This window comes from Flavobacterium zhairuonense (genome assembly GCF_004352915.1).
Classification (GTDB): Bacteria; Bacteroidota; Bacteroidia; order Flavobacteriales; family Flavobacteriaceae; genus Flavobacterium; species Flavobacterium zhairuonense.
Genome location: NZ_SJSY01000070.1, coordinates 185,170 through 200,467 on the forward strand (window position 1 = coordinate 185,170; position 15,298 = coordinate 200,467).

Genomic DNA, 15,298 nt, shown 5'->3' on the forward strand with positions numbered 1-15,298 from the left:
CATCGCATGGTTTGACATGCAGCACATCGTCAAGCTGCACATAAACGGGATGATATTTAGACTATAGTTTTTCATTGTTGAAGCAAATTTATAAATATATTTTATAAATTCTATCGAATTAGTAGAGTTAATTTTAAAAACTTTTGAAAATATTTTTAAAACACTTGTAAATTAAGGATTTACGGATTAAAAAAATATCAGCTTAATTGCGAAAAAACAATAAAAACAATTGCAACTAAAGCCAAAGCAATGCCAATAAAGTTGATTTTTGATAATTTTTCTTTGAAAAAAAGCAGACCAACGAGACTTCCCAAAGCAATTACGCCCATATTCATTCCAGCAAAAACTGTAGATGGATTTTCGGCGAATGCTTTATGTGCTTTTAAATAAAACAATATATTTCCGAAATTGAAAATTCCGACCAAGGCGCCAAAAAGAATATTTTTTGACTGAAGTTTTACCTTTTTTAGAACAACATCATAAACCACAACTAATAAAGAAATAGCCAAAGAAATATCAAAAACCATAAACAAAGAAGTGGTATATGGCAAAGCAGTATAAAGTGCGATTTGTTTAAAAAGGATATCAATTACGCCAAATCCTATAAATACTGCTGTAGGATAAATCCACTTGTTTTCAATATTTGCAGATTGCTTTTTTAAGATGAATAAAAGCGCTACAAACCCAATTATCAATCCGATGACTTTATACGAATTGAATTCTTCTTTAAAAATAAGCCAAGCGGCAATTATTGGGATGAAAAGTGACAAACGCTGCGCTGCATCAGTTTTGACGATTCCCATATGTTTTATGGAAGAAAACAAAAACAAAAAAACAATTGGCAATAAAATTCCAACCACAGCATAAATGTTCCACGGTACATTTGCAGGGATTGCGGTTAAATCTGGACTAAAAGTAAAGTAGCAAAGCAATAATGCAATCACGTAATTGAAAGTAATGATTTGAATAGCATTTGTATTGTATTTACGCGTGATTTTGAAGATTACGCCAACTGTCACACTACACAAGATGCTTAAAACAAGGAATAACATAGGGTTGAATTTTGATTACAAAAGTAGGCTTTTAAAAATAGAAACCCGACAGGTTTTAAAAACCTATCGGGTTTAATAGTTTTAGAAAAATCAATTAATAATTTATAATTAACAATTTACAATTTACTAATATAACTTCCGTACATATCTTTAAACTGATGTCCAGTTGCAAAACGGTCTTTGCTTAGTTTTTTATATTCTACTAAAGCCCATAAAACGAATTCTTTCACAAAATATTGATCTTTTTTATCCAGTTGGGGCTGATATTTCTTAATTAAAACATCTAATGGAGTTACTTCATCTAAAATTTGTTGATATTCCTTGTCTGAAGCATCATCCAATAATTCAAAACCGCTTTCGGCAAAAAACCATTCAATAATATCTGAATAAGGTGTTTTTTCTCCAGGTTTTTCTAATTTTTCAATTTTCGGGAAATATTCAGAAAATAAAGTTCGGATTGCCGAGCCAATTAAATACTGCGCCACAACTGCAGCTCCCTCCTGCTCGCCTTCGTAAACCAACTCAACTTTTCCAGTAATCGCTGGAATTATTCCCATAAAATCTGAAAGTCGTAAAACCGTTTTATCAACTCCCGATTTTAATGCACGTCGTTCCGCAGTGCTGATTAAATTTTCAAAAGCCGTAATACTCATTCTGGCACTCACACCGCTTTTATTGTCGATATATTCACTTTCACGAGCTTCAAAACTAATTTGTTCCAAAATATCTCTGGCTAAACTTGGCACATAGACTACTTCACTTTGGCTTTCGTCCAATTTTGCTTCTTGTTCTGTAATTGTTCTGGCAATTTCAACAGTTTCTGGATAATGCGTCAAAATTTGTGAACCAATTCTATCTTTCAAAGGCGTTACAATACTTCCACGATTGGTATAATCTTCTGGATTTGCAGTAAATACAAACTGCATATCAAGAGGCATTCTCAATTTGAATCCGCGAATTTGAATGTCACCTTCCTGCAGAATATTAAACAATGCAACTTGAATTCTGGCTTGTAAATCAGGTAATTCATTAATTACAAAAATACTGCGGTTTGCTCTTGGAATCATTCCGAAATGAATTACGCGATCATCTGCATATGATAATTTTAAATTCGCCGCTTTAATTGGATCAACATCTCCAATTAAATCAGCAACAGTAACATCTGGAGTTGCTAATTTTTCAAAGAAACGCTCATTTCTGTGCAACCAAGAAATTGGAGTTTCATCGCCTTTTTCATCAATTAAATCTTTAGCAAAACGCGAGATTGGATTTAGCGGATCATCATTAATCTCTGAACCCGTAACAAACGGAATATATTCATCGAGCAATTCGACCATTTTGCGCGCCAAACGTGTTTTTGCCTGACCGCGAAGTCCTAATAAATTAATGTTGTGACGAGAAAGAATCGCGCGTTCTAATTCTGGAATTACTGTGTTTTCGAAACCATGGACACCTTCAAAAACCGGTTTTCCCGATTTGATTTTTTCACGAAGATTATTTCGTAATTCGTCTTTAATACTTGTGCTTTTATATCCAGAGGCTTTTAATTGTCCTAATGTTTTTATAGTAGTTATTTCCATATTGATGATTTAAAAATTGAAAGATTAAATGATTTAAAAATTCAATTTGTTATTGTTTTGTTTTTTTGTAGATGATTCGCGTTGTGTCATTACTTTGTGTTAGGCGCATTAAAATGCGTCTCTACGGCAAAACCTTTGTCCCTTTGAACCTCTGCAACTTTGAACCTATTTAACGAACTCTCTTTTTCCTATTCGTTTCATAATCTTCAAAAATCATTTCGCCGAGACCTTTTAAGCCTGTATAAAATGCTTTTCCTTGATTTGCTTCTGTAAAATGATTCACAAAGCGTTGCAAATACGGATCATTTGCAATCATGAAAGTCGTAATCGGAATATGAAGTTTTCTTGCTTGTTGCGCCTGTGTATAACATTTGTCAACTATATATTCATCAAGTCCGTTGCTGTTCATATAATATGAACCATCGCGCTCGCGGACACAACTTGGTTTTCCGTCAGTAATCATAAAAATCTGCTTGTTGGTATTCCGTTTTCTTCTTAGAATATCCATTGCCAACTGAAGTCCGGCAACCGTATTGGTATGATAAGGTCCAACTTGAAGATATGGCAAATCCTTGATTGGAATTGTCCAAGCGTCATTTCCAAAAACTAAAATATCAAGCGTGTCTTTTGGATAGCGTGTTGTAATCAATTCTGCTAAAGCCATTGCAACTTTTTTTGCAGGCGTAATTCGATCTTCGCCGTATAAAATCATACTGTGGCTGATGTCAATCATCAAAACGGTACTCATTTGCGCCTTGTACTGCGTTTCTTCAACTACCAAATCATTTTCAGTTAGCATAAAACTTTCAACACCATTGTTGATTTGTGCATTTCGAAGGCTTTCTGTCAAAGAAATTCGCTCTAAACCATCTCCAAAATTAAACTCGCGGAATTCTCCCGTATGTTCATCACCATTTCCGGCATGTTTTGTTTTATGATTTCCGTTTCCGGAACGTTTTAAATTTCCAAAAATCTGGTCTAATGCTTGCTGACGAATTGCTCTTTCTGTTTTTGCTGTAATGCCAAAACCGTTCGAGCCGTCTTCTTTTACCTCGTCTTTTATGTAACCTTTCTTTTTTAAATCTTCGATAAAATCATCGATTGTGTAGTTCTCGTCGGTCAGTTTATATTCTTTGTCCAACTCACGAAGCCAGTTGATTGCTTCATCAAAATCCCCTGAAGTATGGGTGATCAGCTCTTTAAAAATGCCAAATAGTTTCTCAAACGGAGACTGAAATGGGGCTTCGTACGACTTAAAATAAAAACCTTTTTTAAATTCGTTTTTCATAATTTTAAAATTACATCTTTTTAGAATTATGAAAAACGAATCGTTTATTAATTTTTAGTTAAAATATCCAACCAAAATCAGCGACTAACAGTGTTAGATATAATAATTATTCAAACTTTCCATCAACATAATACCATGCATCATTTTCAAATTTAAAAGTCGAAAATTCATAGTGCGTCTGCGGCTTTTGATTGGCATCTAAAAAATAAGCTTTGAATTCTACTGTATTTTCAGTAAAACTCAAAATTTCTAATTTTTGCCATTTATTTGCTGTCGCCCATTTCAGAATTTCAGCTTTTGAATACAGTTTTCTTTCAGAAATATAAGTAGTTTCTAAAAGATAATCAGCATTGTGCTTTGCGTATGCAGAATATCGGGAACGCATCAAAGCCAAAGCTGTCGGGGCTTTTTTATTTTGTTGAAGATACAATCCGCAACAGTTTTCAAAAAGCAATCCAGTGTCGCAAAAACATTTATGACTCGTCATCGACTGCTTCTTCTCCATTAATTTTTACATGAAGCTGATTCAGCAAAACTTGATATCTACTGATTTCTCTCACTTCCTCATCTTCTTCAGCAAAATCAATCATTTCGTCTAATGTTTCACTTACCTCAAGCAATTTGTTATTTGCTTCTCTGTCGTTTTTTGCAGCAATCAAATCAATGATTTCTTGAACGTTTGCTTTTAAGGTTTCAAATTTACTATTCATATATTTTATTTTTTCGTCACAAATTGCACAAATTATCGTAAATTTTTAATCTCCATTGAACACAAATTTTAAAATAGAATTCGTGCTAATTCGTGAAATTCATGGAAACTTTATATTTACTCTTTACTTTCGTTGAACTTTTTCATTATTTCTTTGAGCTTTTCTTTGCGCGAAACCTCAGCCTGTTTTGCTTTCGCTTGGGCTTTGTGCAATTTATCGTTGTGCTTTTTGATATTTCTTTCATTATTGCGTCCCATAAATTTCTCTTTTAATTTCTTCTAAACTTTTTTCTGTAAAAATCAATTCGGTTATGATTTGCTTTCTTAAATCATCAATATCATCATAATCGAAATGTTTTGCCCAAGATGTGAGTTGCTGCAGATTCCGAACTTGTTTTAATCTTTTTGTAGTTTCAAAACTTGTTCTTAAAATCGCTTTTCCATCATATTCAGGATTATTTTTATGCTGATAATTGGCAAGATTTTTATCGAAATAAGCTTCAATATAATAAAGCTTTTCCTCGGCATTATCAGGATAAAATTCGCTCCATTTTGCAAAACCAATTTTCGTTTTCGATTCTCCCGAAGCTTCGGGATCAGGATCAAGCGCGATCAAACGCCATTTACTGTTTGCTAATCTTCCCCAATGATTCGAAACTCGATACATGCCTTCTTCAGTATAATAGTAAACACTTCCAGCTTTGCTTTCGAATTGCTTTTTCAATCCTTCAATTTTATCCGGAAGCACTTCATGAAAAGCACAAAATGTATTTTTAAAAGAATTTGGATGTGGCTTAAAATTTTTCTGCATGTGCAAATATACTGAGATTACGGCGAACTCCCTAAACCAAACCTAAAATGCTTACCTTTGCTTCTTCAATTTAAAATAAAAAAATCATGTCTAAAGATGCACAACAAAAAATGCCGCAAAAAGGAGTTTTTACCGGTATTATCGAAAAAGATGAAAACAACAACTACTTCTGTGGAGAATATCTTTTAGACTATAAAATGGTTCAGAGTAATTTTAAAGTTGGCGATTGGGTTACTATTAAATCTGTAATTGAAAATCCAAGCGACATTAGCTTTAAACAATATCCAAAAAAATCCAGAAACTTTGATAAGGCGAATCATAAGCCGGAATAAGTTTTTTTGTTTCAGGTTTCAAGTTTTTTGCCGGGATGGTTAGTTTTAACCGCAAAGAGCGCAATGTTTTACGCAAGGTTCGCAAAGTTTTTTTACAAAGCTTTGCGAACCTTGCGTTTTATAAAACTATTCACATAAAAAAACTTGCGCACTTTGCGGTTAAGTTTTTATATCATTCAGAATTTTTTTAGTTGAAAACAGAAAAGTTAAAAAAAAGTGTACCTTTGCAAAAAATTTGTCGATTTGAACTAATTAATATCGATTTCAAACTAATAGACAAGTAGTTACCTTTTATTTATGAAAAAAATAGTTGAATACCGCAAGTTACTAAACGTAGAAAAAACTGCAGAGCTAAAAGATTTAAAAACAATTTATCGTAATGCGATGAAAGAATCTCATCCTGATAAATTTGTTGGAAACGAAGCAGGTTTAAAAGAGGCAGAAGAAAAAAGTAAAACAATCATTGAAGCTTACCACTTTTTAGTAAGTATTCATCCTGATACTATCAAACTTAATTTACCTGAGTACACAGAAACAATTACAACTTGTTCTATTACAGATTTCAAATTTGTTGAAGGACGTTTGATTATTGATTTTTCTAACGGAAGTGTTTACGAATACATCAGTGTACCAAAAGCAACTTACGTGAAAATGGTAAATGCAGATTCTCCAGCAAGATTTGCAAAAAGACATATCTTAAATGCTTTTACTTGGAGAAAGAAAACAAACCAAGAATAGTTTTTGCATCAAAAATATACCTAGAAGCACTCTTACAAAAGAGTGCTTTTTTTGTGCCTAAAAAATGCTAAATTGTTTATTTTCATTCAAAATAAAGACACAATTCATAGTTCTTAATTACATAAAATCGTCAAAACACTTGATTTTAAAGACTTTAACACCTAAAAAACTATAACAAAATTTTAGGTTACAAAATTCTTGATGTTCTATATTTTTAAATACTTTTGTTGCACAAATCAATTAACTAATTAATTTTTATAATGAAAAAAATATTTTTTTTACTTACAGCTTCTGTAGCAATTATTTCATGCAGCAAAGTTAAAGACGGAGAGTATCTAATTACAGGAACTGCAACTGGAATTGCGAACGGAAAAACAATCATTCTTCAAGGTCAAGATCCAGTAACACATATGACAGTTGCTCTTGATACAGTAAAAGTTGAAAACGGAAAATTTGAAATAAAAGGAAAAGTAACTGAACCAGCTTTCCATACTTTAATTCTTCAAGATGCTAATGCTCCAATTCCATTTATCTTAGAAACAGGAGAAATTGCAATTGCAATTGATAAAGATAGCATCCACAAATCAAAAATCACAGGAACTTACAACAACGAAGAGTTTGTAAAATTCCAAGAGGAACTTAACAAAACTTCTAAAAAATTAGTAGATTTCCAAAAAAACAATACTACTAAAATGCAACAAGCTCAACAAGCTCAAGATACAGCAACTATCAACGGTTTGATGAAACAATACATGGAAATCCAAACAGAGGTTCAAGCAGATACTAAAAAGAAATATATCACTTACGCTGAGTCTCACCCAAAATCATTCATTTCTGCTTTAATCGTAAAAGGAATGTCTGAAGACCCAACTGCAGATGCTAAAAAAGTTGAAAGCATTTATAACTCTTTAGATGAGTCAGTAAAAAACACTACTCCTGGAAAAGAAGCTAAAACAAAAATTGGTCAAGCAAAATTACCAACTGTAGGTGCATCAGCAGCTCCAGTAGGTAGCGCTAAATGAAGAGCAGATTTTTCAGCTCCTAATCCAGAAGGAAAAATGGTTTCGCTTAAAGAAAGTTTAGGCAAAGTAACCATAGTTGATTTCTGGGCTTCATGGTGCGGACCATGCCGCAAAGAAAATCCAAATGTAGTGGCGATTTACAAAGAATTGCATTCAAAAGGATTAAACATTGTTGGTGTTTCATTAGACAAAGAAGCTAGCAAGTGGAAAGAAGCTATCGCAAAAGATGGTTTAACTTGGACGCATGTTTCTAACTTGAAATTTTGGGATGAACCAATTGCTCAGCAATATCATGTTGAGTCAATTCCCGCAACTTTCATTCTTGATGCATCAGGAAAAGTAGTAGCTCAGGATTTAAGAGGTCCAGAATTGAGAGCAAAAATTATAGAGCTTTTGGCTAAATAATTCCAAATATACTGTAATAAAAAAATCTCCCTAGTGGAGATTTTTTTTTGCTCAATCATTAAATTTTAAGACAAATCAATTTCTGCGCAAAGAAAAATTAGATGATTTTTGGAGCAAAATTTATTTTTTTATCAATAAAAACAATAGCTGACGGCTTTTGCAAATAGAAATCCAGAGTAAAAACGAAAAACGCAACGAAAGAATAATCTTATTTTTAAAAATAATCAAACAAAACTTATTCGAAGCCTATTTTTATTTTATTCAATTCCAACGAATTAAAAAACAACTTTAAAATAACTTAAAATTAAGTCGTTTTTTTGTTTGGAAATGTAGAAAGAGTTCCTATCTTTGCCACCGCTTAGAACAACAAAGCACAATAAGCTGAGATCGGGGAGATACTCAAGCGGCCAACGAGGGCAGACTGTAAATCTGCTGTGTGAACTTCGCAGGTTCGAATCCTGCTCTCCCCACAAAAAATCCTAATCATTTGATTAGGATTTTTTTTTGCATTAACGTTAATGAAATTAGTCCCTGATGATTCTTTGAATTAGCACATTTTTTATACTTCTTTTCATATTTTTAAAACCCAATCAAAATATCTATAACAAAGTCGTAGCAAAAATTCTATGCTTGATTTTGGACATGTAAATTATTACATCAATATTTTATCTTATAAAAAAATCAGCGCCAATGTCTTTTATTTTAAAGATTTGACACATTATTATTTTTATACTTTTTACTAATTGGAAACTCCGCTTTAAAATCAATTTTCAAAACCGTTCCATTATTATTCTCTATTTTGAAACTACCATCTATATCATCCGTAAGACCTTTAATCAGACTCATGCCAAATGATTTAGTTTTTTCGTGGATGACGTTAGAACCAATACCAACTCCATTATCAGAAATAATCAATTGATAACGGCTTTCAGCAACACGCTGAAGTGAAATAACGATTACTCCTGATTTGTCATTCGGAAATGCATATTTCAAAGAATTGGTAATCGCTTCATTCAATATAAGACCGATTGGCACTGCTTGCACTACATCCAGTTCCAGCGGATCTATTATTACTTCAAAACGCACTCTTTGTCCTAATGAGAAAGATTCTTTAAGATACCCCACAAGCTCTTTAATATAATGCTGCATGTTGATTGTCGACACATTCTCGGCACTATAAAGTCTTTGGTGAATGAGCGACATGGAATGTATTCTATTTTGGCTGTTTTTTATTGCCGAGAGCGCCTTATCATTATCCAGATATGCTGACTGCGAATTCAAAAGACTTATCACTGTTTGCAGATTGTTTTTTACGCGGTGATGAATCTCCTTCAAAAGCCATTCTTTTTCATCCAATAAATGACTCAAATTGATGTTTTTCTGATTGATTTCCTTTTCTTTCTGTTCCAACTTGGCATTAGTCTTTTGTTTTATACGATACCTATTAAATAAAAGACCAATAACAGCGAGTAGTAAAACTAAGCTCCAAATCGATACTGTATTTAAAAGTTGTGATTTTTGAAGTTCTCTCTCCTGTAATTTGGTTTGATCATTCAATAGTTGTATTTTTTGCTTATTATTTTTCGTTTCATAAGCAATTTTAAGTTCTTCAATCTGTTTATTTTGCGTACTATTAGAAACTGAATCATATATGTTTTTATAATTCTGGAAATGGGCCAATGCTCCTTTATAATTCCCCTTCAGGGAATCTGTTTTTGACAGCAAAATTTGAAACATTTCTGAATTATATGCTTTTTGATGAATCTTGCCCAATAAGAAAACTTTATTAGTATAATACTCGGCAAGCTTAAGGCGATTTGTTTCGGCATAAAACAAAGCCATTTCTGTATATGCAATAGCAACGTCATTAAAGGTATAGGAATCTTTCAGTTGTGTAGCATAGTAATCCATTTCTTTAAAATATTTTTCAGTTTGGATAAAATTTTTCATCCGCATATAACACACAGCTGTCCGATAGGCAAGCATCATTTTGTCAAATGTACCTGTTGGTGGATATTTAGTTTTTATCGAACTAATAAAATCAAGAGCTTCCCTATTCTTTCCCTTATCTGATATGGCATCAATTGCACTAAAAATACTTTGATACCAAAATCCATTATTTAGGACATCCTGACTTACTTCAATACTTTTTTTGAACATTTCCAAGGCTTCCTCATTATACCCCATTGTGTTGTAGACGTCACCAAGCCGCAGATACATAATATCTCCTAAAGTAAAATCTTTTTCATCTTCCATTCTTTTTACACTTTTTAAAGCATAATACAAGGCACTTTTATTGTTGTGTTGATACAATTCTATAAATGCAATAGTATTTTCTGTAAATTGCTGATGAGAGAAACCAATTTTTCTCAAGTCTATCAGATCTTGATAAAATCTTTTTTTTGCTATATTTATTCTTCCTGTCCAAAAATAAATAGTGCTAAGTCTTTGCTCGCTATCAATCCTTTTTTCCTCTAACCCTAATGATGCGTATAAAAAAGCTACTTCTTTAAAAATTTTTTCTTTTTCAGGATCGAAATTGGTTAAAAGATTCCCATAACACTCTAAAGCATAAGCAAGAGTAATCTTATTATTTTCCTTTCGGGATTCATTAATAACTTTTTCAAAGTATTTTTTACCTGTACCTTCATTATTCGCTTGAAAATAATATCTACCAAGCAAAATTTCGCTTTGATGCTGCCATTTTTTTATTTTTAGTTTATTGCTCTGATCAACAGCATCTTTTATATAGAAAAAAGCATTCTGCAGATCTCCAGGTTTGGTTCCAGGCTTAAAGAGATAAAAACTCCCAAGCTGCAGCAATAATTTAATCTTTTCATCATCTTTAGAACTAGCAAGGAGTCTTTTAGCCGAGCTAATATTTCCTTTATCAATTAAGTCCTGACCAATCAAATATGAACCATCATTATAACCTTCATCATAAGCTAAAGAAACAGGCAACTTATAAGCTTTGCTTGCTAACACTACGGAGCTGTCAACATCTATGGCGCCTTGGTTGGTTCCATACAGAAAATTGGCACAGGATTTAATTAAATATCTTCTTTTAGGTAAATCGTACTTACTTACCGTCGGTGACAATTGAGCTGAAGAAGTTATTGAAAAGAAAAATAATAAACAAAGTTGCCTCATATAGTTATGGAATTAATTTCTTTAAATTATAGCGGTTAAATTAATCAAAAAGGTTGTTTACACTGGTTGTAAATATCAGAAATTTTCTCATAAAACCATTTTATTTGTTATAAAACCATCAAATTACCCCCTATACACCGAAACACCTAAACCACTACATACCAACACATTAAAAACAAATCAAATCATCATTGGCTTCATTTCCACTCAATAAAACGATTTAATTTCCATAGTAACATCAAGCTGATACAACTTAAAAAAAATAAAGTATACAAAATGGTTATGAACTTAAAGCACAACTCTCCTATCTCCAAAATAAAAGACCTGCTAATCTTAGATTTGCAGGTCTTTTGTTTTATAACGTCCTTTCTGATATAAAAAGCATTATTTTAGATCGAGTTAATCAACTCCATTCCGGAAACTGAGTTCGATTTAAATCAAGCTTTTCAATCGCTTTCATATCGGCATTATCAAGCTTGAAATTAAATATATCCAGATTTTCTATAATATGTGCTTTTTGTGAAGATCTTGGAATGGCAACAATACCACGCTGTAAATGCCATCTCAGACTTACTTGTGCTGTAGTTTTGCCATACTTTTTAGCAATTTGGGTTAATACTTCATTCGTAAAAAGACCATTGCGTCCTTCTGCAAAAGGTGCCCATGCCTGCATCTGAATATTATGCTGCTTTAATACATTATAATCATTCGTTTGCTGAAAATAAGCATGTGTTTCAATTTGATTTATTACAGGTTTTATCTTCGCATAAGACAAAAGATCTGCCACTTGAGCAGGATCAAAGTTACTTATACCGATAGCTTTAATTTTTCCGGCTTTGTAAAGTTCTTCCATTGCTTTCCAAGATCCTTTCACATCGCCTCTTGGACGGTGTATCAGGTAAAGATCAAGATATTCAAGTCCTAGTTTTCTAAGTGTCTCTTCAAAGCCTTTTTTAGCATTTTCATAGCCAGCATCATCGACCCACAGTTTTGAAGTAACAAAAAGTTTTTTTCGGTCAATACCGCTTTGCTTTATTCCTTTGCCAACCGCTTCTTCATTTCCATATACTTTTGCAGTATCAAGAAGACGATATCCCGCTGCGATAGCATCCGCAACTGATCGCTGGCATACTTCTCCACTGAGTCCGTATGTACCAAATCCTAATATTGGCATTTTCAGACCATTATTTAACTTAATATCTGGAATGCCATTAGTATTTTTATCTGGGACAACATTAGCGAATAATTCAGGCATTCCAAATGCGCCTAAATAAATCCCGGCGGCCGCAAATTTTGCAGTGGTTTGTAAAAATTTACGTCGGTTTATTTCATTTTTTTGGTTTTCAGAATTCATGTTTTTGTTTGTTAGTCAATTTAAAAATCAATTAATAAAAATATGCATTATTTTTAAATAAATTACTCAACTAAAGACCTCATTTAAAAATTATTTAGTATAATTAAAAAAGCCAGAAAAAATTATTTTCTGGCTTTTTAAAACTTTTAAAATGAACTTCAAAACTTATTCTTTCTGATCAACAAAAACGTATAGCTTTTGAATTTTAGCATTTTCAATCACAAACAAATCCATACCACTTACAACAGCCGGTTTTTCTTTTGATCCAAATTGCCAATACAATCGAACTATATTATGATTGGTCTCTACTGATTTTGTAGTGAATTTAAAATCAGGATTTTTGGTTTGAAGCTCTACAATAAATTTGCTTATATCGTCAATTCCTTCAGCAATAAAATGGCGATCTACCATTTCTACATTAGAAGCGTAAACCTGATTTAATAATACTTTACGTTTTGCTTCGTCTTTTTCATTCCAGATTTTAAGGTGGTTTTCGACAACTATTGCATTTTTTTTAGAATCGAAATCTTCAACAGAAGCCTTTTTCAAAGTTGCATTTTTTGGAGACCATAATATCGTTTTTGGATTTGCTTTTTCATACCCTTTCCCGTTTGGATACGAAACCAATTCCATTTTAGAACCCCAAGGCGTTTCAAAATAAACCCAAGTTTCTCCAGCTGTATCCCCAGAAGGTGTTACAAATGGCTCTCCAATTATTTTCACGCTTTTGCTTTTTAAATATTTCACCGCCGCATTAATATCATTTACATAAAAAGCGATGTGAGATGCTCCGATATCATCGGTATTTGGATGCGTTTTGCTTCCTTTATTATCAGCATATTCAAATACTTCAATACTTGCTCCGTTTCCTGCGTTGATCATTTTTATGGTAACGGCACCAGTGTTTGGATTAATATGATTTAATTTTTTCCAATCAGCGTCAAGCGGAATTGGCCCTAATTGTGTTACGGGTGTAAAACCAAGTACATCGTTAAAAAATGTAACCGCTTTATTGAGGTCCGGAACATTGATTCCGACATGATCTATCCCAACAATTCCTGCACTAGTTTGCGCCACTGTTTTTTCTGAAGCAGAAAAGAGGATTAATAAATTGAGCATTGCAGCTGCTGAAGTTTGTACTTTTTTATTTGATTTTTTATGAGTTGTTTTCATGGTTACTTTTATGTTTTTATTATTCAATATTTTTAAAAAATTAATTAGTGTAAGCTGCTACCCATTTTGCTTTAATAGTAGCGCGAGCTTCTATAAATTCTTTATCCGTTCCTTGAGCAATGGCATCAAGAGGGAAACGAAGCGGTCTCTCGCCTTTTTTCATACTTACCAATTCTAGAATACCATTAGCAATAGTTTGCGGATTCATATCAAACTGAGCCATTTTTCCAAATAACGCAGTTCCTAAAGCGTTGAATTTTTCTGTTGCAGCGTCGCCGTATTCTTCAACAATTTCTGCTTTATCAGCGTGAATACCAGCTTTAGAACCGTTATTCATTTCTGTTGGATAAACTCCTGGCTGAATGCTTACGTTTTCTATTCCGTAATCTGCAAGTTCATCTTGCAATCCTTCTGTAAAACTTTCCACCACAAGTTTTGATGCGATATATGGAACCATAAAAGGAAGTGTATGTCCGCTTGCTCCAGTTGTAATATTAATTACGAGTCCGTTTTTTTCTTTTCTCATAGAAGGAAGAACCGCTTGATACATACGAAGTACGCTGTAAACGTTTACATCGAACATTTTACGAACCTGATCAATTGAGTAGCCTTCAAGCAAACCAAAACCACTTACTGCTGCATTGTTAATTAGAACATCGATTTTTCCGTATTTAATTAATACTTTTTCGATCGCTTTATTTACCGATGCATCATCTGTAACATCGATATCTACTACTTCAATATTTTCTATTGCTCCTAATTCTTTTGCGACAGCGGCATTTTTATCATTTGTGTTGCGCATTCCTGCAATTACTGAGTGACCCGCATTTGCTAATGTAATAGCTGTTAATTTTCCAAAGCCTGTACTTGTTCCTGTAATAAAAATTGCTTTTGACATGATTTCTAATATTTAAATGTTTATAATGTTTGTTTCTTTTGAACATTACAAAGTTGCGATGAATGCAAGACCTGCACATTGATTAGAAATAAGTAAAAACTTGATCTAGATCAAGAGTTTGAAGAAGGCATAAAAAAAGGAGCCTTAAAAGCTCCTTAATAGTTTATTTCTTTGCCGTTTGTTTACGAATACGGCTTAATGTTTCTGGTGTCATGCCAAGATACGAGGCAATCATGGTTTGAGGAATTCTAGAAGCAAACCCCGGATATTTGTTTACAAAGTTCAAATACTTTTCTTCTGCAGTAAGAGTGAGTGAAGCCTGAATTCTGTTTTGAGCCGCTATAAAACTTCTTTGCAAAATAGTATTGACCATATTATTAAACGCTGGAATTTCTCTACAGAGCAATTCAAAATTTTCATGAGTAAAAAGCACAAGCTCTGTGTCTTCAATAGCATCAATATTAAAACGAGATGGTTGTTGCATCATTAAGCTTTCACGATCTCCCGTCCACCAATTTTCGATACTAAAACTATTTACATGTTCGCTTCCTTTTTCATCAACTGTATAAGTTCTAACACAGCCTTGCGTGATAAAAGCATCGTATTTCCAAACATCTCCTTCTTGAAGCAGATATTGTCTTTTGCGAAGTTTTTTAATAATGGCAAATGATTGTATTCGTTCTGATTCTGCTTGTGTCAGTTCAGCTTTTTCTTCTAGATACTTTTGGAATATTTCATACATAGCATGTAAAATTATACAAAAGACAACTGAAGAGCAAATTTTTG

General features: G+C 32.9%; 15 protein-coding genes, 1 tRNA gene and 1 pseudogene. 5 read left to right on the forward strand and 12 right to left on the reverse strand.

Annotated features, from left to right (window positions below; all coding sequences use genetic code 11):
* Nucleotides 1–197: 197 nt before the first annotated feature.
* The 7 genes from EYY60_RS08470 to EYY60_RS08495 form a co-directional block, all read right to left on the reverse strand.
* Nucleotides 198–1,052: a DMT family transporter gene (locus tag EYY60_RS08470; protein WP_132988951.1), complete on the reverse strand. Its 855-nt coding sequence runs from the start codon at nucleotides 1,050–1,052 to the stop codon at nucleotides 198–200.
* Nucleotides 1,053–1,168: 116 nt separating this feature from the next.
* Nucleotides 1,169–2,632: an AAA family ATPase gene (locus tag EYY60_RS08475; RefSeq protein ID WP_132988952.1), complete on the reverse strand. Its 1,464-nt coding sequence runs from the start codon at nucleotides 2,630–2,632 to the stop codon at nucleotides 1,169–1,171.
* Nucleotides 2,633–2,801: 169 nt separating this feature from the next.
* Entirely contained in the window at nucleotides 2,802–3,920 is a 1,119-nt protein-coding gene (locus tag EYY60_RS08480; RefSeq protein ID WP_132988953.1) for a vWA domain-containing protein, read from the reverse strand.
* 106 nt (nucleotides 3,921–4,026) lie between these two features.
* Nucleotides 4,027–4,407: a YchJ family protein gene (locus EYY60_RS08485; protein ID WP_132989029.1), complete on the reverse strand. Its 381-nt coding sequence runs from the start codon at nucleotides 4,405–4,407 to the stop codon at nucleotides 4,027–4,029.
* The gene (locus EYY60_RS08490) at nucleotides 4,394–4,630 is read right to left on the reverse strand and encodes a hypothetical protein (RefSeq protein WP_132988954.1); all 237 of its coding nucleotides are present in this window, start codon (nucleotides 4,628–4,630) and stop codon (nucleotides 4,394–4,396) included. Before EYY60_RS08490 ends, EYY60_RS08485 begins: the two co-directional genes overlap by 14 nt.
* 116 nt (nucleotides 4,631–4,746) lie before the next feature.
* Nucleotides 4,747–4,887, reverse strand: coding sequence for a hypothetical protein (locus EYY60_RS22280; protein ID WP_162847864.1), 141 nt, complete (start codon nucleotides 4,885–4,887; stop codon nucleotides 4,747–4,749).
* Complete coding sequence (locus EYY60_RS08495) at nucleotides 4,874–5,440, reverse strand: hypothetical protein (RefSeq protein WP_132988955.1); 567 nt, start codon at nucleotides 5,438–5,440, stop codon at nucleotides 4,874–4,876. Before EYY60_RS08495 ends, EYY60_RS22280 begins: the two co-directional genes overlap by 14 nt.
* An 86-nt stretch (nucleotides 5,441–5,526) precedes the next feature.
* Here EYY60_RS08495 and EYY60_RS08500 point away from each other — a divergent pair, with 86 nt between their 5' ends.
* The 5 genes and pseudogenes from EYY60_RS08500 to EYY60_RS08520 all read left to right on the forward strand — a co-directional run bounded on the left by EYY60_RS08500 (nucleotide 5,527) and on the right by EYY60_RS08520 (nucleotide 8,407).
* Nucleotides 5,527–5,772, forward strand: coding sequence for a hypothetical protein (locus EYY60_RS08500; protein ID WP_132988956.1), 246 nt, complete (start codon nucleotides 5,527–5,529; stop codon nucleotides 5,770–5,772).
* A gap of 297 nt (nucleotides 5,773–6,069) precedes the next feature.
* Nucleotides 6,070–6,510: a KTSC domain-containing protein gene (locus EYY60_RS08505; protein ID WP_026730047.1), complete on the forward strand. Its 441-nt coding sequence runs from the start codon at nucleotides 6,070–6,072 to the stop codon at nucleotides 6,508–6,510.
* A gap of 260 nt (nucleotides 6,511–6,770) precedes the next feature.
* Nucleotides 6,771–7,532, forward strand: a complete 762-nt coding sequence (locus EYY60_RS08510) for a DUF4369 domain-containing protein (RefSeq protein WP_132988957.1) — start codon at nucleotides 6,771–6,773, stop codon at nucleotides 7,530–7,532.
* Between the two features lie 18 nt (nucleotides 7,533–7,550).
* A pseudogene (locus EYY60_RS08515) lies at nucleotides 7,551–7,937 on the forward strand (peroxiredoxin family protein); the annotation flags it as partial.
* A gap of 389 nt (nucleotides 7,938–8,326) precedes the next feature.
* Nucleotides 8,327–8,407 (forward strand) — tRNA-Tyr (locus EYY60_RS08520).
* Nucleotides 8,408–8,639: 232 nt separating this feature from the next.
* Here the strand turns inward: EYY60_RS08520 and EYY60_RS08525 are convergent.
* From EYY60_RS08525 to EYY60_RS08545, 5 genes are all read right to left on the reverse strand, one after another.
* Nucleotides 8,640–11,087, reverse strand: a complete 2,448-nt coding sequence (locus EYY60_RS08525; RefSeq protein ID WP_132988959.1) for a sensor histidine kinase — start codon at nucleotides 11,085–11,087, stop codon at nucleotides 8,640–8,642.
* Nucleotides 11,088–11,490: 403 nt separating this feature from the next.
* Nucleotides 11,491–12,441 (reverse strand): aldo/keto reductase, encoded by a 951-nt coding sequence (locus EYY60_RS08530; protein WP_132988960.1) that lies wholly within the window; start codon nucleotides 12,439–12,441, stop codon nucleotides 11,491–11,493.
* Between the two features lie 165 nt (nucleotides 12,442–12,606).
* Entirely contained in the window at nucleotides 12,607–13,614 is a 1,008-nt protein-coding gene (locus EYY60_RS08535) for a VOC family protein (protein WP_132988961.1), read from the reverse strand.
* A gap of 40 nt (nucleotides 13,615–13,654) precedes the next feature.
* Nucleotides 13,655–14,512 carry an SDR family oxidoreductase gene (locus tag EYY60_RS08540; protein WP_132988962.1) on the reverse strand — a complete coding sequence of 286 codons (858 nt, stop codon included), beginning with the start codon at nucleotides 14,510–14,512 and terminating at the stop codon, nucleotides 13,655–13,657.
* A gap of 163 nt (nucleotides 14,513–14,675) precedes the next feature.
* Nucleotides 14,676–15,254, reverse strand: a complete 579-nt coding sequence (locus EYY60_RS08545) for a Crp/Fnr family transcriptional regulator (protein WP_132988963.1) — start codon at nucleotides 15,252–15,254, stop codon at nucleotides 14,676–14,678.
* Between the last annotated feature and the right edge of the window lie 44 nt (nucleotides 15,255–15,298).

Excerpts from the sequence above, each read along its gene's own strand:
- EYY60_RS08470 (WP_132988951.1), bottom strand. The coding sequence starts at position 1,052 with ATGTTATTCCTTGTTTTAAGCATCTTGTGTAGTGTGACAGTTGGCGTA.
- EYY60_RS08475 (WP_132988952.1), bottom strand. The coding sequence starts at position 2,632 with ATGGAAATAACTACTATAAAAACATTAGGACAATTAAAAGCCTCTGGA.
- EYY60_RS08480 (WP_132988953.1), bottom strand. The coding sequence starts at position 3,920 with ATGAAAAACGAATTTAAAAAAGGTTTTTATTTTAAGTCGTACGAAGCC.
- EYY60_RS08485 (WP_132989029.1), bottom strand. The coding sequence starts at position 4,407 with ATGACGAGTCATAAATGTTTTTGCGACACTGGATTGCTTTTTGAAAAC.
- EYY60_RS08490 (WP_132988954.1), bottom strand. The coding sequence starts at position 4,630 with ATGAATAGTAAATTTGAAACCTTAAAAGCAAACGTTCAAGAAATCATT.
- EYY60_RS22280 (WP_162847864.1), bottom strand. The coding sequence starts at position 4,887 with ATGGGACGCAATAATGAAAGAAATATCAAAAAGCACAACGATAAATTG.
- EYY60_RS08495 (WP_132988955.1), bottom strand. The coding sequence starts at position 5,440 with ATGCAGAAAAATTTTAAGCCACATCCAAATTCTTTTAAAAATACATTT.
- EYY60_RS08500 (WP_132988956.1), top strand. The coding sequence starts at position 5,527 with ATGTCTAAAGATGCACAACAAAAAATGCCGCAAAAAGGAGTTTTTACC.
- EYY60_RS08505 (WP_026730047.1), top strand. The coding sequence starts at position 6,070 with ATGAAAAAAATAGTTGAATACCGCAAGTTACTAAACGTAGAAAAAACT.
- EYY60_RS08510 (WP_132988957.1), top strand. The coding sequence starts at position 6,771 with ATGAAAAAAATATTTTTTTTACTTACAGCTTCTGTAGCAATTATTTCA.
- EYY60_RS08525 (WP_132988959.1), bottom strand. The coding sequence starts at position 11,087 with ATGAGGCAACTTTGTTTATTATTTTTCTTTTCAATAACTTCTTCAGCT.
- EYY60_RS08530 (WP_132988960.1), bottom strand. The coding sequence starts at position 12,441 with ATGAATTCTGAAAACCAAAAAAATGAAATAAACCGACGTAAATTTTTA.
- EYY60_RS08535 (WP_132988961.1), bottom strand. The coding sequence starts at position 13,614 with ATGAAAACAACTCATAAAAAATCAAATAAAAAAGTACAAACTTCAGCA.
- EYY60_RS08540 (WP_132988962.1), bottom strand. The coding sequence starts at position 14,512 with ATGTCAAAAGCAATTTTTATTACAGGAACAAGTACAGGCTTTGGAAAA.
- EYY60_RS08545 (WP_132988963.1), bottom strand. The coding sequence starts at position 15,254 with ATGTATGAAATATTCCAAAAGTATCTAGAAGAAAAAGCTGAACTGACA.